The sequence below is a fragment of the Halomonas alkaliantarctica genome (genome assembly GCF_029854215.1).
In the GTDB taxonomy this organism is placed as follows: domain Bacteria; phylum Pseudomonadota; class Gammaproteobacteria; order Pseudomonadales; family Halomonadaceae; genus Vreelandella; species Vreelandella alkaliantarctica_A.
In genome coordinates this window covers 279282-300305 of sequence record NZ_CP122961.1, presented here as the reverse complement: position 1 = coordinate 300305, position 21024 = coordinate 279282, and the positions used below count along the sequence as shown (strand labels likewise).

Here is a 21024-nt window from a genome sequence, read left to right as displayed (position 1 = left end):
TAACACTCTTATTTCACACTCTGTGCCGCCAGTGGCTTAATCGGCTTTTTTACTCACTACAACCATCGCCGGGCGCACCAGGCGTCCATTGAGTAAGTAGCCTTTCTGCATAACGTCCATCACGGTGTTCGGATCTAGATCCGGATTAGGCACCATGGTCATGGCTTCGTGTACCTGCGGGTCGAAGGGCTCACCATGGGGCTCAATGCTTTCAACGCCAAATTTGTTGAGCACATCCAGCTGCATCTTCAATGTCATGGAGACGCCTTCACGGTGAACTTCTGAGGCACCCTCTTCCATGGTCTCAAGCGCTTTTTCCAGGCTATCCACTACTGGCAGCAGCTCTTTAACGAACTTTTCCAGGGCAAACTTGCGTGCTTTCTCGGCCTCCTGCTCAGCACGGCGGCGAACGTTTTGCGCTTCAGCAGCGGCGCGCAGGGCTTGATCTTTGGCGTCAGCCAAACTCTGCTCTAACTCATCCACCTGGGCTGCCAGCATTTCCGCTTCAGGGTTGTCGACGCTGTCGTCTAGCGTCTCTTCGTCATTGATCAACCCTTCCAGCTCACCCTCCATCAAGCGCTCTTCAGCGACCTTCTCAGCCGCTTGCTCAGCGCCTTCGGCTTCATGCTCGTGGCGGGCCAGCTCATCGTCCATCGGTGTTTGCGGTTCTTTCGCCATGTTGTGCTCCTCAAAAGTAGGGCGCGGCCACGCGGGCAACGCGCAAAGAAGTAAGCCTTTAGGTCACTAGCTTTAACTGATCATGCTGGCTATATGGGGGCCATAAATTCCATCTCAAGAGGTGCATTGAAGTGAGTTATTAACTACTGTATAAATCAACAACTATTGGATAAGTATCCAGCTTCTATGCTGTACCGCCTCAGGAGGCGCCATGCTTACTCAGCTAGCTATTCAAGATTTCGCCATTGTCGATCACTTAGAACTCGACTTGGCCAGCGGCATGACCGCAATCACCGGGGAAACCGGGGCGGGCAAATCGATCCTGTTAGGCGCCCTTGGGCTGTGCCTGGGCGAGCGTGCCGACGCCGGAAGCGTGCGTCATGGCCGGGAGCGTACGGATCTCTCCGCTCGCTTCGATATCCAGCACCTGCCTGCCGCCGTTGAGTGGCTAACGGCGCGGGAGCTTCCCGCTGAAGAGTGCTTGCTGCGCCGCGTGGTCACGGCCAACGGCCGCTCCAAAGCGTGGATTAATGGACACCCCGCCACTATCTCGGATCTAAAATCCCTCGGCGAGCAGCTGATTCAGATTCATGGACAGCATGCTCACCATGCGCTGATGCGCGAAGAGACCCACCTTGCCCTGCTGGACGATTACGCTGGCCTAAACGGTGCCACCACTCAATTGGCTGAAACGTTCCGCGAGTGGCGCAATGCGCGTCGCCAGTTGAAGAGGCTAAGCGAAGAAGGCAGTGAGGTAGAGGCCAAACGGCAGTTGCTGCGTTATCAGGTTGAAGAGCTGGATCAACTCGGCTTAGCGGAGGGTGAATTAACCACGCTAGAAGAGGAGCAGCACACCCTGGCTCATGCGGAAGAGACCCTGCGTGAAACCCAGTTTGCCGCCGACTGCTGCGCCAGCGACGAGGGCGGCGCACTGTCTTTACTCAACCAGGCATTTGCTCACTTAAGCGCGCTGCCGGGTAGTGACAAAGGCACCCTGGCGAACACGCTTGCCATGCTGAGCGATGCGCGCATTCAGGTGGAAGAGGCTTCCAGCGAACTTAATCGCTTGGCCAGCACCACCGAGTTAGACCCAGAGCGGCTCGCCTGGGTTGAAGAGCGAATGACCGACGTGCACCGGATTGCCCGTAAGCACCACGTTGCCCCTGATGAGCTATGCGCCCTGCATGCGGACCTGCAGCGGGAAGTTGCGCAGTTAGAAGAGGGTGGCAATGACCTGGAGGCACTCAGTGCACGGGTAGTTGAGCTACGCGAAAACTACCGCCAAGAGGCGAAAAAACTTAGCGATAGCCGGCAAAAAGCCGCGCTTCGTTTGGGCAAGGAAGTGCAGCAGCAGTTAGGCTTTTTAGCCATGGGTAAAGCCCGCTTTGAAGTGGAAGTCACCGCGAAAGAGGCGCCCTCTCCCGAAGGCCTTGATCGTGTGCAGTTTCTGATCAGCGCTAACCCCGGCCAGCCCGCGCGGCCATTGACCAAAGTCGCCTCCGGCGGCGAACTGTCGCGGATTAGCTTGGCGATTCAAGTGGTCGCGGCGACCCACTCAACGGTGCCCAGCCTGGTGTTTGACGAAGTAGATGTGGGCATTTCAGGCGCCACTGCGGAAATCGTCGGTCAATTGCTGCGCAAGCTAGGTGAAAACGGCCAAGTAATGACCGTGACTCACCTACCGCAAGTGGCGGCTCAGGCGCACCAGCATCTGCATATCGAGAAACAGGCGAAGCGCGATACAACGCTAACCCAGATGGCGCTGCTCGATGAACAGGGACGTATCAGCGAGCTAGCACGGATGCTGGGCGGTGTGACGCTCTCTGACCAAACGCTCGCCCACGCACGGGAGATGCTGCATGCCAGCCAGCGCCCGCCGCACTGATTGAACGGGCGCCTTACGCCATTTTCCTGCATCTCTATTCAGCACATCTGTAACTAGCAAAAACAAACGCCCCTGACCCACTTGGTGAATTCAATAAATGTCGAATTCGATCCAGTAGATCAGGGGCGCTCACATTTCTGACCGCGATAAACGGCGACCTACGAACGCTATTTCTTGTTCGTCGGCCCGCTGTCTTGGCGCGTCACGTCTGAACCGCGCGGACGCACATAGAGCACTAGGGCATGGTCTACTAGTTCGTAGCCGTGCTCCTCAGCGATTTCTTGCTGACGGCGCTCAATGATTTCATCAACGAATTCAATGATTTCGCCGCTTTCAAGGCACACCATGTGGTCATGGTGATCCTCTTGGGTCATCTCGAATACCGCATGGCCTCCGTCGAAATTATGACGAATTACCAGGCCCGCTGACTCAAACTGAGTCAATACGCGGTATACGGTTGCCAAGCCAACATCTTCGCCCGCATCAATCAGTGTTTTGTACACTTCTTCCGCGCTAAGGTGATGCTGACCCGAAACATTTTCGAGAATCTGAAGTATCTTGACGCGCGGCAGGGTCACTTTCAGACCGGCTTTGCGCAATTCATGGTTCTGATCGGCCATGGTCGCTCTTCGCAGTAACTGGTTAGGTCGGGTATGATCAACCGAAACCACGATAGTGAAGAATAGGCCCAAATGCAAAAATTGACTCGAATCATCACACTCTCCGTCGCCCTGACCGTTGTTAGCGGCTGTAGTTACGTCGGCGTTTATAAGCGCGATATTCCCCAAGGCAACCTGGTCACTCAGGAGATGGTCAGCCAGCTTCAACCCGGAATGACCCAAGAGCAGGTTACTTATGTGATGGGTAGGCCGTTGCTGGAAGCGCCCTTTGACTCTAGCCAGTGGGACTACGTGTTTCGTTTAGATAAGGCTTACGGCGACGTAGAACAGCGCCGCGTAACGCTCACCTTTGATCCTCGAGGGCGCTTAGCGAACATAGAGCAAGAAGGCGATTTATCCAAGGCGCTGCCGTTCGAAGCCGAAAGCAGCATCGGCCCCGCAACGGAAGGCGTTGATCCAATGGATGCACTACCTGAAGAGAGCACTCAGACGCCTATACCCCCGAGCGCTCAGACCGCTCCACGGACTTAACGCGCTTATTGCTCCTGGTCGCTCGCTTGGCGCTTAGCGCGCTCTAGGCGAGCGGCCTTGGGGTCGATCGCCAATGGACGATAGACTTCTACCCGATCCCCATCGCGCAATAACTGGGTATCGGGGTTGCGTATCGCCTTACCGAAGATACCCAACGGTGCCTGGGAAAACGTATCGCCGGGCACATTAGGAAACAGCGTGGGCAAATCGGCCAAGGCAACGGCTTGGCGTGCGGTAGTGCCATCAGGCACTCTCAGAGCCACTATGCGCTGCTTGGATGGCAATGCAAAGGCTACCTCAACCGTAAGTGCTTCAGCGGCCATACAGCTCGTTTGCCCGCTTGGTGAAGGCATCGACTAGCTGCCCAGCGATTTGCTGAAAGAGTTTTCCAAACGCCATGCCAAGCAGGCGGTTGGCGAACTCGAACTCCATCTCAAGGCTCACTTTGCAGGCATCCTCCCCCATGGGGATAAACAGCCAGCGTCCTTTAAGCCGCTTGAACGGCCCTTTTACCAACGACAGCTCAATACGCTCGGGCGCAAAAAGTTCGTTGCGAGTGGTAATGGTTTGCTCGACACCGGCGCGACCCAGGGTCATTTCGCCGATCAGATGCACATCATCATGTTCAAGCAAACGCGCCTGGCGGCAGCCTGGCAAAAACTCCGGGTAGCGTTCGAAGTCATTAACCAGATCGAACATTTTCTGGGGGGTGTGCCGCACTAAGGCGGAACGATTGACGGTTGGCATTGACCTCTCCGCTGACTTCACAGTGCCCAAAGCGTATCATGGGAAACAATTTTCAGATCTTAAATGGTATCACGCCTCCCCAAATAACGAAGGGGATGCCACTGACAGATTAATTATGAGGTTCCATGGCCACGAAGAAAGGTAACAGTAAGGGTCCCGGTAGCAGCGTTATTGCCCAAAACAAGAAGGCACGGTTTGAGTACCATATCGATGAGACCTTCGAGGCGGGGCTGTCGCTCGCTGGCTGGGAAGTGAAGAGCCTGCGCGCCGGTAAGGCTCAGCTCACCGACACCTATATTTTGGTTCGTAACGGCGAAGCGTTCCTGCTGGGTAGTCATATCATGCCGCTAAATACCGCGAGCACCCACGAGATCGCCGATCCTACGCGCACCCGCAAACTGCTGCTGCATCGCAAAGAGATCGCCAAAATCTTTTCGATCACCCAGGACAAAGGCCACACCTGTGTGCCCCTCAAGCTTTACTGGAAGCGCAATAAAGTGAAGTGCGAGCTGGCGCTGGTGACCGGTAAACAGCTGCATGACAAACGCGCAACAGAAAAAGATCGCGACTGGAGCCGCCAAAAAGGTCGAATTATGCGGGAACATAACAAGGCATAACTGGTCAATCAGGTGTGAGCACGTTAGAATGCTCACCTGTAATAAGGGGGCGACATGGTTTCGACGCCGGTGACAACCCTTGCGGTGCATGCCGAGAGCGTGATGTATCTCGTAAATCCCACATCACGAAAAAATAGTCGCAAATGACGAAAACTACGCTCAAGGCGCGCTAGCAGCTTAAACACTGTTAGCTTCTTGTCTGGCCCCAAGGTGATGTGCCTATTCATCGCTGAGGGGATACGAGCTAAAGCTGATAGGATCGCGTTTGGTGGTGTCTTCTCGCCAAGCGCTAAACTTTAGAAGGCTCGCGTGGCTGAATCCTGACCGTCGGAGTCAGTCGCGCTAAATCAAATGACGGAATCTAAGCATGTAGAGCCAATAGGCGCGTGCTGGCGGACGCGGGTTCAATTCCCGCCGCCTCCACCACCTTACTATACAAATCAAGCACCTACGGGTGCTTTTTTTGTGCCTGTAGCAGCCCACCTCTCCGCAAAAGAACGCCTTTTAGCGCGGGCAGCTTAAGTCCCCTTCTTCGCAGCTAGCATGCTCACGCAATCTCTCCGTGCGCTGCTCTGTGAGTACTTTAAGGCACCCATTGCGCACCATGGGCTGTGCGTTGCCGCCGTCTACCGCGCTACTTGCATACGCACACTCGGCATCACGAAAGCCGATCCAGGCCCGCTGCGCCACTCTAAGCTTTTCAAGCGAGCCTGGATTACTTGCCAGCTTTCCCACCAACGCCTGGTAAGCCTCATTAAGCTTGTCATCGGCCGTTTGGTACGACATTGCCGTGCATTGATTTAGTTCTGTTTGCGTATTCGCGTTATCACACGCCGCGCCAGCCATGGCATAGCCATTTGTAACCAATAGCCAGGCGACCAGAATGAATTTGAACAAGCGCATAGTAAGCGTCCCTCTCACGTTTTTGGTAGCAGTAGCGACATGTAAGCTTAAGCTTAATTTTCAGACACAACATTTCTTTTTATCCATAAAAAGCAAAGCGCCAGCATTTCTGCCAGCGCTTGGTTTCCTACCTACGTATTAAGATACAGCTATTAATCATCGCCGCTAGTTAGTGAGCCAACATCTCATCGACGATTTCATCGCCACTTAGCTCAGAGGGATAATAAGTAGGCCAGTTAGTCACTTCTTCTAGCAGCACTTCGCGATCATCACCCCAGTAGAGGTGGTAGTGATGCGCATCAGTGGGGTAAATGCTGTGGTCGCTAAATTGGATATATTGAGGCAGATCATCAGATGCTTCTTCAAGCTCATAGATAAACCGCACACCTCGGTTACCTGCTTGGTAAGTTAGAATTTCATAGCCATCGTATTGGTATTCGCCTGATCTCTCTTCGCCATTTTCAACGAAGGTGACGCTATTACCATCGATAACGATACGCTCGACATCCGTTTGATACCCTGTGTCGTAATACGTTTTGTACTCTTCTGCCGTCTTGTCGCTATTTTCTGCTTTATGCGCAAACACTTCGTCCAGCGTGCCATCTTGCAGGTAGGGATAAACGGACTGCCAATCGCCTTCCCAATCAGAAAGCGCACGATCCTCAACCTGCTCATCATCAAAATAGCCTGAATAGATATCGTGGTCGTGGTCGTGGTCGTGGTCGTGGTCGCTATGAGTATGGCCGTGATCATGGTCACTGGCGCTAACGCCTTGAACGCCCGTCAATATCAGTGCACTTAATACAAGCGCGCTGACGGCCTTAATTGGCAATGCTGTCATATTCGGTTTTCCTTTGGCTGCTCGTGAAACAAGTCGCCGAAAAGATACAATATAACATACCATTCAATCAAGCTCGTTTTTACATTAAGCGAATAAACACCTACAAAACCAAGGAATTAATCGCAGAGCTTTTGCTGATCTAATAGCAGGGGCAGCTGGGCTTAATGGAAAATACTTTTTGGTAGGCACAAACGCATCGGGCCCCGCCTAAGCGGGGCCCGATCATCGAATCTAAAAGATTCGAGAGCTTAAATAATCGCTAGGATTAAGAAAGCAGCTTAATGTTTGAAGCTTGAAGGCCTTTCTGACCCTGGGTAACGTCAAAAGAAACGTTAGCGCCTTCAGGCAGAGTTTTAAAGCCATCAGACTGAATTTCAGAAAAATGAGCAAAAACGTCATCGCTGCCGTCAGAAGGAGCAATGAAACCGAAGCCTTTAGAATCGTTGAACCACTTAACTGTGCCAGTTGCCATGATATTAAATCCTTTTCGCAAGTCGCGAATTGTAGAAATCCTGGTATTACCCAGATAAATAGTGAGTAGAACAAGGAATACAATTACAGACTACCGAAAGAATTCGAATGTTTCTGGAACCATGCTTGCTTGCTAACTAACTGCGCACATCCTGTCACGTAGTCAGCAGCAGGTCAAAGCCTTTATGTTTTTATATTTTCGCTTGGCCTTCCATCGTCATTTAAAAACCGCGCAAATTTACAAAAATAGCCTTAATCTTGCCGATGAGCTAGGCACTACTAATCCGCCCGCCTAGCGCGCTTTGCCTGCTCGCTAAAACCCGCTTCACCCGCGACCTAACGAGCACTTTGGGAGAGGTTTTAACATGCTATACGGACTTAGTTTATTGGCGGGTATCGCCTTTTTGACCCTAGGAGGGGAATCACTTATCCGCGGCGCGGTGGCTGGGGCACGAAGAGCTGGCGTCTCGCCACTGTTAACAGGGTTGGTGGTGGTGGGTTTTGGCACCTCGGCTCCTGAGCTTGTCGTTTCGATTGATGCCGCGATTAACCAGCAGCCTGACATTGCGGTTGGTAACATTGTGGGCAGCAATATCGGCAATATCTTATTGATTCTGGGCATGTGTGCGGTTATTTGCCCAATGGTGGTTCAGCCTTTAGCACTGCGCCGGGATGGGCTGGTCGTGGTGCTGGCCAGCCTGCTGTTTATTGGGCTCTCCTTCGGCGGAGCACTGGGTCGTTTCGATGCAGCCATTTTTATAGCGGGCTTGATTGGCTATCTTATTTGGGCCTACTTTAGTGAAAGCCGTCAGCACATTCCCGCAGCGGAAATGCACGCTTCAGAAGCGGAGGAGATGACCAAACTTCCCACCACAGGCTGGATGATTGCCGTAGCGTTAGTGATTGGCTTGGGCATGCTGATTGGCGGGTCACAGCTACTCTTATACGGCGCCATAGGCTTGGCCCAGGCCATGGGCATTTCCGAAGCGGTGATTGGCTTAACCATCGTCGCCGTCGGCACCTCTCTACCGGAGATGGCCGTGTCGGTGATTGCGGCATTGCGACGTCATGCGGATGTTGCCGTAGGAAATATTCTGGGCAGCAATATTTTCAACCTATTAGGCATTCTGGGTATCTCCGCGTTTTTACAGCCGTTGCCCCTTGCGCCACGCGTGGCCATGTTTGACCAGTGGGTAATGCTGGGAGCAGCGGGCATACTGGTGCTGTTTTTGTATACCGGTATGCGCCTGTCGCGCTGGGAGGGCGCCGCGCTGCTCGCGGGCTATGCCGCATATATAGCGTTGAGCTTTACGATCTTTTGAGATGATCTAACCGTCGATTGCGTTGAGCCAAAAGCACACCATTTTGGCTCAACGACTTGATCATTTAGCGTGGAGAAAAGTCACCGTGCACATTGCAACCTTGGGGCCTAGTGGCAATAACCATGAACTGATTGCCAAGCGCTATCTCAAAATACGCGGCTCAGGTGAAGGCAGCATGACGCTCTTCAGCCAGTTTGAAGATGCGTTCCAAGCACTGCTCAACGGCCAAGTGAGCCATGTGCTGCAGTGCACCGCCCATGCAGCGCATAGCGACTGCGTCGGCCGCTATATGCATCGGGCTTACCCCGTAGACACCTTTATAGCGGGCAGCAAGCCGCTGGCGCTGATTGCCCAGCGCACCTCTGTTCGCCCCACCCAAGTAGCGCTACAACCAGCGACCCGCTACTACACCGACTTAACGGCTTATACAGAGATTATAGACGCCCCCACCACAGTGGCGGTGGCAGAAGGGCTGTTAAGTGGGCATTTTGAGGCGGGCATTTGCGCTGAAGAGGTGCTGGGGCAAGCACCCGAGCAACTGCGTTTAGTTCAGTCACTGGGGCCTGCACTGGATACCTGGGTAATGTTTGCCACCACCTCACTACCCGCATCTTCGCCGCTACGGCTAGACGCTGGCGTTTAGACAACGGGGCTAAACGACAAAGATCAGAATAGTTCCTCCCAAGATCAATGCGCCCCGCTTCCACAGCGCTTTTCGCGCAATAACTCCGTAAGAGATCGCACCTAAACCAATCGCCACTTTCAGCGCATCCAACAAGGCGCCGGAAGGGTTAAAGGCTAGCTGGATCATCTCCGGGTTGGCCACCATGGCTAGAGGAATAATATACAGCCCTATTCCTAACGCCATGGCTTTGAATGCGACTTTTAGCCAGTTCTCCCCCACCATGCCCGCAGCGATAAAGACACCGCCACACACCGGCGGCGTGATCGTCGAGAGCAGCGCGTACCAGAATACAAACAGATGCGCCAAAAGCGGTTCCAATCCGAGTGAGGTCAGGGCAGGTCCGGCAACAGAGACGCAAATCACATAGGCGGCGGTGGTAGGTACCTCCATACCTAAAATCAAGCAGGCGAGTGCCGTTAGTAGTAGCGCTGGCCAGAGCATGTCGTTGGAGAGCGATAGAATGCCCGAGGTGATCTTGACACCCAACCCCGTCAACGACAGCACGCCGACCACCAGCGAGGCACATAGAATAATGGCGCCGATGACGGCAATCTGACGTCCAGCGGTGACCGCTGCGTCGGCTAAGCGGCTGGCAAAATCGGGGAGCGAAAAGCGCAGCGTCACGTTAAAGAACAGCAGCGCAATGCCCGCGAAAATCGCTATGCTGGCGGCGTACTGGGGAGTAAAACCGCCGTTAAAGATGCGCTCTAGCAGCAGCACAAAGGGGATGGCGAAAAACAGCGAGGTAATCACTACCTCTTTCACGCCGGGGCGCTCGCTTTCGGCCACGGGCTTTAGATCATGGCGGGTCGCATAGGCATTAATACCCACCCAGACGGTTAAAAAGTACAGCACCGCTGGCAGCATTGCCGCGGCCATGATCTGCGTATACGGCGTGCCGGTCAGTTCCACCATCACAAATGCCCCCGCGCCCATCAGCGGCGGCATAATTTGCCCGCCGGAAGAGGCAACGGCTTCCACCGCACCCGCCAGCGAACGCGGGTAACGCAGCCGCACCATGGAGGGAATAGTAATTGCCCCAGTGGAGGCAACATTAGCGCTCGCCGAGCCGGAGATAGAGCCCATCAACGCCGACGAAATCACCGCCACTTTAGCAGCCCCGCCGGTGAACCGCCCCGCCACCGCACTGGCTAGGTTCATAAAGCCCTGGCCCGCCTCTCCCGCATTGAGCACCGCGCCGAAAATCACAAAAATCGCCACCACGCTAACACTGACACCCGTTAGCGATCCCCATAATCCACCTTCGGCAATCGTGAGCGTGCCCACCATGCTGGCCAGCGGCAGTCCAGGGTGACCAAAAGCACCAGGAATATATTGTCCAAAGGCGCCATACATCAACGCCAGCAAGGCAACCAACGGTAAGGGCCAGCCAATGGCTCGGCGCGCCGCCTCAAGCGCTAAAGCCATCAAAAAAAGACCAATACCCATCTGTAGATAGGTATCAATAAAGCCGTACTGGTTGGCTAGGGCAGCTTCGTTAAACGCAATATAGCCACATGCAGCAACACCCAATACCGTTAGTAACCAGCCGCTTACCCGCTGCGTGGGCGTATTGGCCATATAGATCAGCACCCATGGCAACAGCAGCGTCATATGCAGCGGCCGGCTAACCAGCGCCGGCGTTAAACCATAAAAAATCAAGCCAAGATGGAACACTACGCTGACCGCGCCTAATGCCAACCAGCCAGGCGCTACTGAACGATCATCCACAGGGGTCGCCGCTTGAGAAGAAGTAAAAACACGCATGCCTTGTTGCCTATCAATACTGCATCAATACAGGACTGCCACAGTGCAAGCACCATGGCAGAAAGAAGATGTACGTTGGACAATGCAGGAAAACGGCTAACGCAGCGCGTCAGGTACCTCGATACCCGCTTCTTCGTAGTAACGCAGCGCGCCTGGGTGAAGCGGACCGGTCATGTTTTCCAACATTTCAGGGCTAATGCTACTCCACCACGCCGCCTCTTCGGCCATGGCGTCGCGGCGCTCCCAAAACGTTTTGGTCAGCGTGTAGGCGGTGTCGTCGTCCATATACGTTGTGGTGTAGGCGATCACCGGTAGCGATGTGGTTTCAACATCTTTATCCACGCCGGGATAGGTGCCGCCGGGGATCGTTTGGCGTGGCGCTCCCGTTTGCTCGATTTGCTCGTCGGTCAGGCTAACCAAAGTCACCGGCATGCTGGCCGCGGTCTCAATCACATTGGGTGAGGGGAAGGAGCTGGCGGTCACAAAGCCATCGATCTGGCCGTTTTTAAGCGCATCGGGGCCGCTGCCAATCGCCGCATCAGCAATTTTCACGCTCTCTTCCAGGCCAAACAGCGCCAGGTAACGAGCCGCTTCACGGGCGCCAAAGGTACCGCGGCCAATCAATAGGTGCTTGCCTTCCAGCGCGGTAATATCGGTCGCTCCTTGGTCTCCCGCCAACACAAAGTGCATGGTGATAGAGGGGATTGGGAATAGCCCCCGAATTTCTTGAAAGCGCGGATTCTGACGCTCGGCAAAGGCGCCCTCACCGGCCATGGCCTGATCGACTAACGCAGGCGGCGTGGTAAATACGTAATTGCCTTGGCGAGCCATGACTTCCATCACGTTCTGTACCGAACCCTGGCTCTCTTCCAGGGTAAGGATGATAGCGTCGTCGGTACCCTGACGAATCGCTTCAGAGAGTTCTACACCCATCTGGTAATAGGCGGTGCCCGCTGAAGCCGATTTATAGGTCACACGGGTTTCAGCACTGGCAGAGATAGCAGTACCTGCCAGGGCGAGCGTAGCCACCGACAAGCCAAGCGTGCGACGTAGGGAGCGAAAGGGGTTGCGCATCGTTATATTCCTTAACGTATCCAGTGGCCGTTTTTAATCGGCCTCGTTTTTATCTTATCCAGTCATTACATGACCAAGCTAAGAGCGTGGCGCGCCTCAACATATCACGACTACACTGAGCAGGGCACTCTCTGCCGCCGCCCTGCACTCCACCTTGAACGCATTCTCGAGGTGTTTTTTAAAACAAAATATTAGCGAAAGCAGATATAAAATCTAAATCTTATCTAACAATGCTATTCGGCGATAGTATAATTCTTAATCGGCTATTAATCGTTTTTTATAAAACTAATACTGTAAAATTTACTATTACCTAAAAGATTAATTTACTAAAAAAAGATGCTATTACGCTAAGAAGAACTACTTTCGTTCGTTTTAATAAGGTATTGCGGCGCAATATAGGCTGATAAAATATGGCTGCTTTTACACTATTCCTGACAACTTAACCTTGAGGAAGAACGTCACATGCCTACGTTGTGCCAACCCTCTTGCCAGCCACGATTATCTCGTCGCTGGCTTTTTTTGTTAGCGGCCTTACTATTAGGTGTAAGCCCCAGTACTTTTGCAGTGACCGGTGAATTAGACTTAACCACCTCTGCAGTTGGCTTTTTCGCTGTTGGGATTTTCGTCCTGGCGTATGCGTTAGTCATGGCGGAAGAAAAGATTCACATGCGTAAGTCTAAACCGGTGTTAGTGGCGGCTGGTATTATTTGGAGCCTCATCGGCTGGGTGTATGTCCAAAATGGCATGTCGGACGCGTCCGAGTACGCTTTCCGCGTCACGCTTTTGGAGTTCACCGAGCTGATGCTGTTCTTGCTGGTGGCCATGACTTACATCAACGCCATGGAAGAGCGCCGGGTTTTTGATGCGTTGCGTTCCTGGATGCTGCGCAAAGGCTTTAATTACCGGACGCTGTTTTGGCTGACCGGCGGTCTCGCCTTTGTACTATCGCCAATTGCCGACAACCTCACAACCGCGCTGTTGATGTGTGCGGTGGTGACCAAGGTAGCCGAAGGCAACCAGCGCTATATTAACCTGGCCTGTATCAATATCGTTGTTGCCGCCAACGCCGGGGGCGCGTTTAGTCCGTTTGGCGACATTACCACCCTCATGGTATGGCAAGCAGGCATGGTGGAGTTCCAGGAGTTCTTCATTCTGTTCTTCCCCGCCCTGGTCAACTTCATGATTCCTGCCTCCATTATGAGTCTGTTTATCAAGGATGAAAAACCCGAAAGCGTTTATGAAGATGTGTGGATGAAGCGCGGCGCCCGGCGCATTGTGCTGCTGTTTTTATTGACAATCATTACCGCTGTATTGTGTCACGTTGTGCTCCACCTGCCCCCTGTACTCGGCATGATGACCGGCCTGGGCTACTTACAGTTCTTTGGTTATTACCTGCGCCGCAGCCTGCCTCGTTCGTTGGAACGTAAGCGCGAGCGGTATAGCCGTGAAGGTGATAACCGTAAGCTGGCGCAGCTGGGTAGTGTGGTGCCGTTTGATGTTTTCAACCGTGTAGCACGCGCCGAGTGGGACACGTTGCTGTTCTTCTACGGGGTCGTTATGTGTGTTGGCGGGCTGGGTTTTATGGGCTATCTCGGCTTGCTGTCAGAAGCACTGTATACCGGCTGGAACGCTACCGCGGCTAACATCGTATTAGGCATTGTTTCGGCCGTGGTGGACAACATTCCGGTGATGTTTGCGGTACTGACCATGGAACCGGACATGTCCCATGGCCAATGGCTGCTGATTACCTTAACCGCTGGCGTTGGGGGCAGTTTGCTATCGATAGGCTCTGCGGCCGGCGTGGCGGTCATGGGTCAGGCTAGGGGTTCCTATACGTTTATGGGCCACCTGCGCTGGTCGCCGGTTATTCTGCTCGGCTACATCACAAGTATATTGGTACATATGTGGCTCAACGCTGAGAGCTTTGCGCTTTTCAGCTAAGCCCGATCAGCTAAGCATGATAGTTAGACGCTAACCTTTACCCCTTTTCAGCGTACTGAAGAGGGGTTTTGATATAACCGCTTAATAGCCCTCAAAAAGATACTCAATCGGCGTCGGACGACCAAATAGATAGCCTTGGTAACGGTAGCAGCCGTGGCCTCTTAACCAATCGAGTTGCTCTTTTTTCTCCACCCCTTCCGCAACCACGGTTAAGCCCAAGCTCACCGCGAGAAGAATCGTGGTATCGACAATCGCTGCGTCTGTCTTATCGGTCAGCAATTCGTGAATAAACGATTGATCGATTTTCAACTCATCCAGCGGCAAGCGCTTCAGATAACTAAGCGATGAGTAGCCAGTACCAAAGTCATCCAGCGCAAAGCGAATCCCCTTAGCACGCAATTTCAACATGGTACTGCGCACCCTAACCGGCTCGTGCATCAACAGGCTCTCGGTGACTTCGAGCACCAAACGGCTCGGCGGTGCCTGGGTTTCTGCTAACAGTGCCTCGACATCGCGCACGAATTCCGGCTGCTGAAACTGCACTGAACTGACGTTGACGGAAATACTTAACGGCGCATAGGCCGGTTGACGCGACCATTTCGCTAGCTGCTCGCAGGCTGACTGCAGCACCCAGTGACCGATCGGCACAATCAGCCGATTCTCTTCCGCAAGTGGAATAAACGTCGCGGGGGGAACCCAACCACGCAAGGGATGGTACCAGCGCAATAACGCCTCGACACCCGTGGTCACGCCCTGTTGGTCGACCTGCACTTGGTAATGCAGCGCCAGCTCGTTGCGCTTGAGCGCCTGATGCAAATCGGCTTCTAAACTCGCCCTTTCCAATACGCTGGTCTGCATTGCGCTGTTAAAAAAGCGCAGCGTATTGCCGCCCGCGGATTTCGCCTGCTGCAACGCCATATCTGCCTGCTGCAAAACGCTATCCATGCTGTGCTCGCCGCCTCCTGTAAACAGCGAAATGCCAATGCTGGCACTGATCGGTAGCGTGGAGCTGTTTCTTACTTGGGCAATGATTTCCAATAGTTGGCGCCCCACCCGCTCGGCTCTATGCGCGGCGCTCGTTTGTTGCTCGCCCAGATTATTGATCAGAACAACAAACTCATCACTACTAAAGCGAGCCAGCGTTACCTCTGAATCAAGCCGCTGGCGTAATTGTTCAGCAACGCTAATCAAAAGCTGATCGCCACTATCATGGCCCTGGATATCATTCACTAAGCGGAAGTTATCCAGATCAATCACCAAGACCGCGCTGTAGGACTCGGCCCACTCGTCATGCTCAATAGCGGCCGTTAGTGAGTCAATCAGAAGCCGCCGGTTGGGCAGCCCTGTTAGCGAATCATAGAAGGCCAGATAGTGGGTACGTGACTGCATTTCGAGGTAGTCGGTCAGCTCGGTCGAAATGCCGCACAGAGAGGGGGGTGCACCGGGCGACATGGCAAGCGGCATTTTAATCGATAAGAACGTTCTTACCCGGCTTTCGCCTTGCAAGACATTGCTCTCCTCCACCGTTACTTTATTCCCCGAAGCCAATACGTTGCGATCAACCCGCTTGATTTCAGCGGCGCTCCCGGCATCAAAAAAAGCCTCATCGCACTTACCTATAATTTTGTCCGCGGATAAACCAAATAGATCGCTAATACGGCGATTAACGTATTGGTACTCTAAGGTCGGGGATTTGATATAAATAAACGCATCAACGCTATCCAGGATAGTCGCCAGCATCTCTTTATTGGCCTGTAATAGCGCCCGGTCATGCTGCATACGCCGCTTAAGCAAAAGGTTGCCCAGCAGCGCCAAAAGAAGGCACACAAGCAATAAGATGACGCCCCAACGCCCCAAGTAGTCATCAATACTGCCCAGCAGCTCCCCCGGGAGAGCAGCAGCAGAGACTAAAGAGCACATAGCGGCTGGTCACTGACCAGGCATGGTAAGCGGACCCGCCCGCTCGACCACTCGTTGCCAAGCGGCGTCTTGCTCAATGCGTGATACAAAAGCGGCAATGGCAGGATATTTTTCCAGCGACTGTACGGCGGCCACCGCCTGTAGCGGGAAACTCATTTGAATATCAGCACCGCTTGGCCACGGCCCGGCAAAATTCCCCTGCGCCAACAGATGTTGGTTAATAAAGTTAAGGTGCTGCTTAAGCTGCGGTGCTAAGAAGCGCTTGCTTACCGTATCGCTAATCCCTTTAGCCAGTGGCTTAATCAGCCAGGGTGATTGTTTGGGAATTTGGCTAAACACAAGCTGCATCACCAGCAGTGGCATTAACGACCCTTCGGCATAGTGCAGCCAGTAGCGATAATCCACCCACGCACGCATGTCATCTGGCGAAGGCTGACAGCGTCCTTGCCCGTAGCGCTGTACTAGGTAATCAATAATCGCACCTGACTCAGCCACGGTTAGATCACCATCGGTAATCACCGGAGACTTACCCAGCGGATGGATTTTTTTCAGCGAGTCAGGCGCTTGCTGTGTCTTACCATCGCGCTGGTAAACCACCAACTCGTAGTCCAGTTCAAGGGCTTCAAGTAACCAGAGTATGCGGTGCGAACGAGACTTTTCCAGATGGTGAACGTGGATCATAAACACTCCATGGGGCTGAATTGTCCGCCAGCATAGCGCCGGCGACATTTTCCTGCTCTATTAGGCACATTTAGCTTAGTACCATAAAGCCCATCATCATAGGCGCAATAAACGTAGGTTAGTATTAACGCAGCGTTTAACCCCATGGAAGCGCAAACGCAAACAACACTTATTCACAATGAAGCATCATGACCGCTGCGCGTGGCGCCAACGTGCCAGCAGATCCAACGGTGACCATTTACCTTGCAGCCAGGACGCGAGCAAACGCATAGAGAGCGGAATAAACACAAACACCATCACTGGCGTCAGCATTAGAGTACTCACCATCACTCGAGGCAGCAGTGCCCAATCGGCCAGTAGGCCGCCAAATACAAACTGAAAAATTAGCGAGATAGGAAAGAAAGCCAACCAGACGGCCACGGCCTGCTTCCAGCGCGGCGGCACACTGGTGCCGGTTTGAAACCACGCATCCAGCCCGGTAGCCCGGTGTTCATGGGGCGCCTCATACAAACCTTTGCCACGCGTCAACCACGCATGGCGTGACGCGGAGTGTTCCCAGGCGGCTAAGGTTTCGCTGCTGCTAAAGCGGAAGATAATCTGATATTCATCGTCGTCAGCAGGTGGCGCCAGTACGCCGGAGCCGAGGTAGCCTGCAAAATCGGCCGCCAGTTCGCGCCCTTCATTAAGCCAACGATTAAAATCGGAGTAGCGGCCGTGCTCAACGCGACGAGCCACCATCAATGTGACAGGTGAGGCAGACATGGTATATCTCCTAATGTGTCCACAGCCAGCGCCGGGTAGGCAGGCTGTTTGCTTTCAAGGGGGTAACCCTGAAAGTCAGAATTGCCACATTATACAAGCAATGTTGATGCCATGTTGCGAATGTTACGCTATGGCCGTTTACGCGGCGTAGATTATCGCCGAGGCACGGGGCTGGGACGCTCGCCGCGTTGAAAAGCGCATACATGAATATAAATATCCACAGCACTACGAATGGCATCTGCTTCTTGGGGGTCTGGGTCTAGTACCGGGCCGATATGCGCACCTTCGCTGCGTAGTACGGCTTCTAGCTCGGTTCGGTAACGGTCGAGCAGGTGCTCCAGGTTAATGCGTATACGATGAACTTCCAGCCCAAATGCCTGCCGCTGATCGGTCCGTTTAAGAATATCCAAAGGGTTGGATGCAGTTTCAATCAAGCTCTCTAGCGTAGCGAAAACTAACTTTTCGGCACTGTTTAAATTGGGAATAATGGAATAAATGAGGTCATTTAAAGTGATCGGCGTTTCATGGCGGTGCATAGGCAGCTCAACGTCCGGTTAAGGGATTAATGCTGATAAATCGGCCCTGCTCAGTAAAACTTAATCGATAAATACCGTGCACGCCGTCACGACTTACTACCCGACGAATCGCCTCGGCCGGAAATATCACCCAACGACCATCGATGCTTCGGGTGCGCACGTTGGCAATGCGCCCCTCGTAATGAGCCAAGCATTCGTCGTAGTTAAGATTAATGACCACATCAATGGTTTGCATAGGGCTGATATAGGACTAGCGTAGGGCCAGCATAGTGTTAGAAAAGTGTTGGCATAGAACGGCGAAAAGCACAGTGTAAACTTGCGCTGTCGGCATTGCTCGCTAATACTTCATGGTATCCCAACGCGTACTTAGTCGGTAATTCTCTATGGTTGTTTCTTCCATTAGCACTGTTTCCCACGCTGCCTGGACGTATCCTTCAGCGAATACAATGTCCCCGCGCGTTGAACAAGCCGGTAAAAGTCGTGCTCTTGAAGAAGATACGGCGTCTACCGAGGACCCTAAAACGACGAGCACTAGCGAAGAGAGCAGCAGCGCCGAGGCTGGCCCTAAACGGGCTGACGGCACGCCCATGGCACCGGAAGAGATTCAGCTACTAGATCAGCTTAAACAGACTGATCGGGAAGTTCGCCAACATGAAATGGCCCACCAAACAGTGGGCGGTGCCTATACTGGCGGCGCCAGCTATGAATATGAAGTTGGCCCCGATGGCAAGCGCTATGCGGTTGCAGGAGAGGTACCGATCGATTACGGCCCGGTGCCCAACGATCCCCAAGCCACAATTGAAAAAATGCAGACCGTGATCGCCGCTGCCATGGCACCTGCAGATCCCTCACCAAAAGATCACCAAGTGGCCGCCCAAGCGCGCCAGTACCTGTTGGAAGCCAAGCTTGAAGCCTCCATGCAGCGCAGTGAAATGGAGCAAGCTCGCAGTGACGGTGCCGCGGTAACAGCCTCTGCTGATGAATCAGCCGCTAACGCGCAATCTTCGGAGGAGCAAGCTGCTTAACTGTCCGTTAGGGCAAGGGAGTTCCACTCTTCACGGCTAGGCCAATTGGCCAACCAATTAGGTAATGCCTCGGCGGGCATTGGCCGCGCAATACCAAACCCTTGAGCTAAATCGCAGCCCAGCGCCATCAAGGCCTTGGCATGCTCTAAGGTTTCTACACCCTCTGCCAGCATGGGTCGCTTAAACCTATTAGCCATGTAAATGACACTTTCCACAATCGCCATATCGTCCTGGTCGATAAGCATATCGCGAACAAAGCTCTGATCAATTTTAATCAGGCAGACCGGTAGCTGCCGCAGGTGGGTTAAAGACGAAAACCCGGTGCCAAAATCATCTATTGCAAAACTTACCCCCAGCGACTGGCAGCGCGCCATATTTTGCAGCGCGGCCTGGATATCGTGCATTGCCGCACTCTCCAACACTTCGAGTTTGAGCATTGCGGGGGGGACATCAGGGTAGCTTGCCAATAGTTCGCCCAGCCGCTGGCTAAAGTCACTCACTAACAGATGCGTTGGGCTTATATTCACATTGATCGGTAGCGCGATGCCTTGAACTTGCCACTCACTCAACTGGCGCAGCGCTCGTTCAATGACCCATTCACCAAGCTCCACTTCTAACGGAGTGGTATCGATAATGGGTAAAAACTGCCCAGGTGCCAGCAAACCCTCTTCAGGGTGCTGCCAACGGATCAGCGCCTCAAGACCGACCACCTTGCCACTGCGCATATCGACCTGAGGTTGATAATAAAGGCATAATTCATTGTTATTGAGCGCATCAATAAAGCGCTGACGCTGCTCATGGCGCACCTGTAGCAAGCGGTCATGGTTAGGGTCAAACAAGTGAAAGGTATCGCGGCCCCGCTGTTTAGCACGGTACATGGCCTGGTTGGCATGGCGTAACAGCAGATCGCCCTGAACCTGATCATTCGGATAGAGCGTGACGCCAAGGCTTGCCGTCAAATGAATACTCTGCCCGTCAATCACCAACGGTTGGCGAATGGAGGCTAACAACTTCTCAAAAAAATCGTCGTCGACGCCATGGTGAAGTAACAGCACAAACTCATCGCCCCCCACCCGCGCCAGCACATCATCCCCGAACAGCAGATGGCTTATCCGCTGCGAAAAAGAGGAAAGCAGCGCATCGCCCACAGTGGAGCCCAGCCGGTCATTAATATTTTTGAAGAAATCGATATCCAGCGAGCACACTGCTAAGGGCAACTGCTTCGCTTCTGCATGCTGCATGGACTCTTGAATCAACTGTGTCAGCAACTGCAGATTAGGCAGCCCCGTTAGGGCATCAAAATAGACTTCTCGATTAAGGTGGCGGGCATGGGCTGGAATGGCCGAAAGGTCAGCAAGCACAATCACATGGTGATCAATCTCACCTTGCTCATTGCGCACGCGATTAATCGACATCATGCCCGGATAAAACTGGCCATCATGGCTACGATAGCTCACCTGGCTTTTGCTACGGTCACGCAACTGCAGCTCTTCCCGCATCAACCGCGTGGTGCGGCTATCGTCCAGCGGTAAAATACTGAACGCTTCTGGCGTTTTGCCCTGTACATCGTCCTGCGTAATCCCCGTTAACTCACAAAAAGCGGGGTTCACCTCCATCACTCGATTTTCCGCATCGGTAATGATGATCGCTTCGTTGGCGTAACTAAATACCGATTCCGTAGGAGACGCCTCATAGCTTACGGATGCCGTTGGCATCGCGTTCGAGCGGGGGAATGAAGGTGCTGGCTGGGGGTGCTGTTGAGACAAAGACTGTTCCTTCGATAAATTCAAGGATTCATACATACGTCTTTGCTCTCCTCGTCGTTTTTATAGAGCCGCCGCTATATAGGTTCGCTGTTATATAGAGCCGTTATTAGGTCAATAGAGCCATTATTATGAAAGTAGTAGTATTGCTAAGCATAATAACACCCTATGACGGCGAAGGTACTTTGCACTGCAAAGTACCTTATCGGCTGACGAGGTAATAAGTTAAATCGCTTTAGTAGTACAACGGCGGGC

22 protein-coding genes and 1 other RNA gene are annotated in these 21024 nt (G+C 53.2%); 8 read left to right on the top strand and 15 right to left on the bottom strand.

Going from position 1 to position 21024, the window contains the following annotated elements; translation table 11 throughout:
- Window positions 1-36 precede the first annotated feature (36 nt).
- On the bottom strand, window positions 37-678 hold the full coding sequence (gene grpE, locus QEN58_RS01460; protein ID WP_280105442.1) for a nucleotide exchange factor GrpE: 642 nt from the start codon (window positions 676-678) through the stop codon (window positions 37-39).
- Between the two features lie 211 nt (window positions 679-889).
- On the opposite strand from grpE, the gene recN reads away from it, so the two are divergent.
- The gene (gene recN, locus QEN58_RS01455) at window positions 890-2563 is read left to right on the top strand and encodes a DNA repair protein RecN (RefSeq protein ID WP_280105441.1); all 1674 of its coding nucleotides are present in this window, start codon (window positions 890-892) and stop codon (window positions 2561-2563) included.
- A gap of 167 nt (window positions 2564-2730) precedes the next feature.
- Here recN and fur read toward each other — a convergent pair whose 3' ends face one another.
- Window positions 2731-3183: a ferric iron uptake transcriptional regulator gene (fur, locus tag QEN58_RS01450; protein WP_007111850.1), complete on the bottom strand. Its 453-nt coding sequence runs from the start codon at window positions 3181-3183 to the stop codon at window positions 2731-2733.
- A gap of 72 nt (window positions 3184-3255) precedes the next feature.
- Between fur and bamE the strand changes: the two genes are divergently transcribed.
- Window positions 3256-3714, top strand: coding sequence for an outer membrane protein assembly factor BamE (gene bamE, locus QEN58_RS01445; RefSeq protein ID WP_280105440.1), 459 nt, complete (start codon window positions 3256-3258; stop codon window positions 3712-3714).
- 5 nt (window positions 3715-3719) lie between these two features.
- On the opposite strand, the gene QEN58_RS01440 is transcribed toward bamE, so the two are convergent.
- Window positions 3720-4037, bottom strand: coding sequence for an RnfH family protein (locus tag QEN58_RS01440; protein WP_280105439.1), 318 nt, complete (start codon window positions 4035-4037; stop codon window positions 3720-3722).
- A complete protein-coding gene (locus QEN58_RS01435) occupies window positions 4027-4461 on the bottom strand; it encodes a type II toxin-antitoxin system RatA family toxin (RefSeq protein ID WP_088702172.1) in 435 nt (144 codons plus the stop codon). Before QEN58_RS01435 ends, QEN58_RS01440 begins: the two co-directional genes overlap by 11 nt.
- Window positions 4462-4586: 125 nt before the next feature.
- Here QEN58_RS01435 and smpB point away from each other — a divergent pair, with 125 nt between their 5' ends.
- A complete protein-coding gene (smpB, locus tag QEN58_RS01430; RefSeq protein ID WP_008958772.1) occupies window positions 4587-5078 on the top strand; it encodes an SsrA-binding protein SmpB in 492 nt (163 codons plus the stop codon).
- A 45-nt stretch (window positions 5079-5123) separates the two neighbouring features.
- Window positions 5124-5504: a transfer-messenger RNA gene (gene ssrA / locus QEN58_RS01425) on the top strand.
- Window positions 5505-5582: 78 nt separating this feature from the next.
- Here ssrA and QEN58_RS01420 read toward each other — a convergent pair.
- The 3 genes from QEN58_RS01420 to QEN58_RS01410 form a co-directional block, all read right to left on the bottom strand.
- Window positions 5583-5981, bottom strand: a complete 399-nt coding sequence (locus QEN58_RS01420) for a lysozyme inhibitor LprI family protein (protein ID WP_280105438.1) — start codon at window positions 5979-5981, stop codon at window positions 5583-5585.
- Window positions 5982-6150: 169 nt separating this feature from the next.
- Window positions 6151-6822: a metal-binding protein ZinT gene (locus tag QEN58_RS01415; RefSeq protein WP_280105437.1), complete on the bottom strand. Its 672-nt coding sequence runs from the start codon at window positions 6820-6822 to the stop codon at window positions 6151-6153.
- Between the two features lie 265 nt (window positions 6823-7087).
- Complete coding sequence (locus tag QEN58_RS01410; protein WP_007111857.1) at window positions 7088-7294, bottom strand: cold-shock protein; 207 nt, start codon at window positions 7292-7294, stop codon at window positions 7088-7090.
- A gap of 364 nt (window positions 7295-7658) precedes the next feature.
- Between QEN58_RS01410 and QEN58_RS01405 the strand changes: the two genes are divergently transcribed.
- On the top strand, window positions 7659-8615 hold the full coding sequence (locus QEN58_RS01405) for a calcium/sodium antiporter (protein WP_280105436.1): 957 nt from the start codon (window positions 7659-7661) through the stop codon (window positions 8613-8615).
- A gap of 85 nt (window positions 8616-8700) precedes the next feature.
- Window positions 8701-9258 (top strand): hypothetical protein, encoded by a 558-nt coding sequence (locus tag QEN58_RS01400; protein ID WP_280105435.1) that lies wholly within the window; start codon window positions 8701-8703, stop codon window positions 9256-9258.
- Window positions 9259-9267: 9 nt separating this feature from the next.
- Here QEN58_RS01400 and QEN58_RS01395 read toward each other — a convergent pair whose 3' ends face one another.
- Together QEN58_RS01395 and QEN58_RS01390 are read right to left on the bottom strand one after the other, a co-directional pair.
- On the bottom strand, window positions 9268-11067 hold the full coding sequence (locus QEN58_RS01395) for a TRAP transporter permease (protein WP_280105434.1): 1800 nt from the start codon (window positions 11065-11067) through the stop codon (window positions 9268-9270).
- Between the two features lie 96 nt (window positions 11068-11163).
- Window positions 11164-12141: a TAXI family TRAP transporter solute-binding subunit gene (locus tag QEN58_RS01390; protein WP_280105433.1), complete on the bottom strand. Its 978-nt coding sequence runs from the start codon at window positions 12139-12141 to the stop codon at window positions 11164-11166.
- 462 nt (window positions 12142-12603) lie between these two features.
- Between QEN58_RS01390 and nhaD the strand changes: the two genes are divergently transcribed.
- On the top strand, window positions 12604-14082 hold the full coding sequence (gene nhaD / locus QEN58_RS01385; RefSeq protein WP_280105432.1) for a sodium:proton antiporter NhaD: 1479 nt from the start codon (window positions 12604-12606) through the stop codon (window positions 14080-14082).
- An 81-nt stretch (window positions 14083-14163) separates the two neighbouring features.
- Here nhaD and QEN58_RS01380 read toward each other — a convergent pair whose 3' ends face one another.
- The 5 genes from QEN58_RS01380 to QEN58_RS01360 all read right to left on the bottom strand — a co-directional run bounded on the left by QEN58_RS01380 (window position 14164) and on the right by QEN58_RS01360 (window position 18216).
- Window positions 14164-16002: a putative bifunctional diguanylate cyclase/phosphodiesterase gene (locus QEN58_RS01380; protein ID WP_280105431.1), complete on the bottom strand. Its 1839-nt coding sequence runs from the start codon at window positions 16000-16002 to the stop codon at window positions 14164-14166.
- Between the two features lie 9 nt (window positions 16003-16011).
- Window positions 16012-16683, bottom strand: coding sequence for a glutathione S-transferase (locus tag QEN58_RS01375; RefSeq protein ID WP_280105430.1), 672 nt, complete (start codon window positions 16681-16683; stop codon window positions 16012-16014).
- Window positions 16684-16869: 186 nt separating this feature from the next.
- Window positions 16870-17445, bottom strand: coding sequence for an antibiotic biosynthesis monooxygenase (locus QEN58_RS01370; RefSeq protein ID WP_280105429.1), 576 nt, complete (start codon window positions 17443-17445; stop codon window positions 16870-16872).
- A 152-nt stretch (window positions 17446-17597) separates the two neighbouring features.
- The gene (locus QEN58_RS01365; RefSeq protein ID WP_280105428.1) at window positions 17598-17981 is read right to left on the bottom strand and encodes a hypothetical protein; all 384 of its coding nucleotides are present in this window, start codon (window positions 17979-17981) and stop codon (window positions 17598-17600) included.
- Window positions 17982-17988: 7 nt separating this feature from the next.
- A complete protein-coding gene (locus QEN58_RS01360) occupies window positions 17989-18216 on the bottom strand; it encodes a DUF2835 family protein (RefSeq protein ID WP_280105427.1) in 228 nt (75 codons plus the stop codon).
- 211 nt (window positions 18217-18427) lie between these two features.
- Here QEN58_RS01360 and QEN58_RS01355 point away from each other — a divergent pair, with 211 nt between their 5' ends.
- Complete coding sequence (locus QEN58_RS01355) at window positions 18428-19006, top strand: putative metalloprotease CJM1_0395 family protein (RefSeq protein ID WP_425270299.1); 579 nt, start codon at window positions 18428-18430, stop codon at window positions 19004-19006.
- Here QEN58_RS01355 and QEN58_RS01350 read toward each other — a convergent pair.
- A complete protein-coding gene (locus tag QEN58_RS01350; protein ID WP_425270298.1) occupies window positions 19003-20808 on the bottom strand; it encodes a putative bifunctional diguanylate cyclase/phosphodiesterase in 1806 nt (601 codons plus the stop codon). The genes QEN58_RS01355 and QEN58_RS01350 overlap by 4 nt on opposite strands.
- Window positions 20809-21024: the final 216 nt, after the last annotated feature.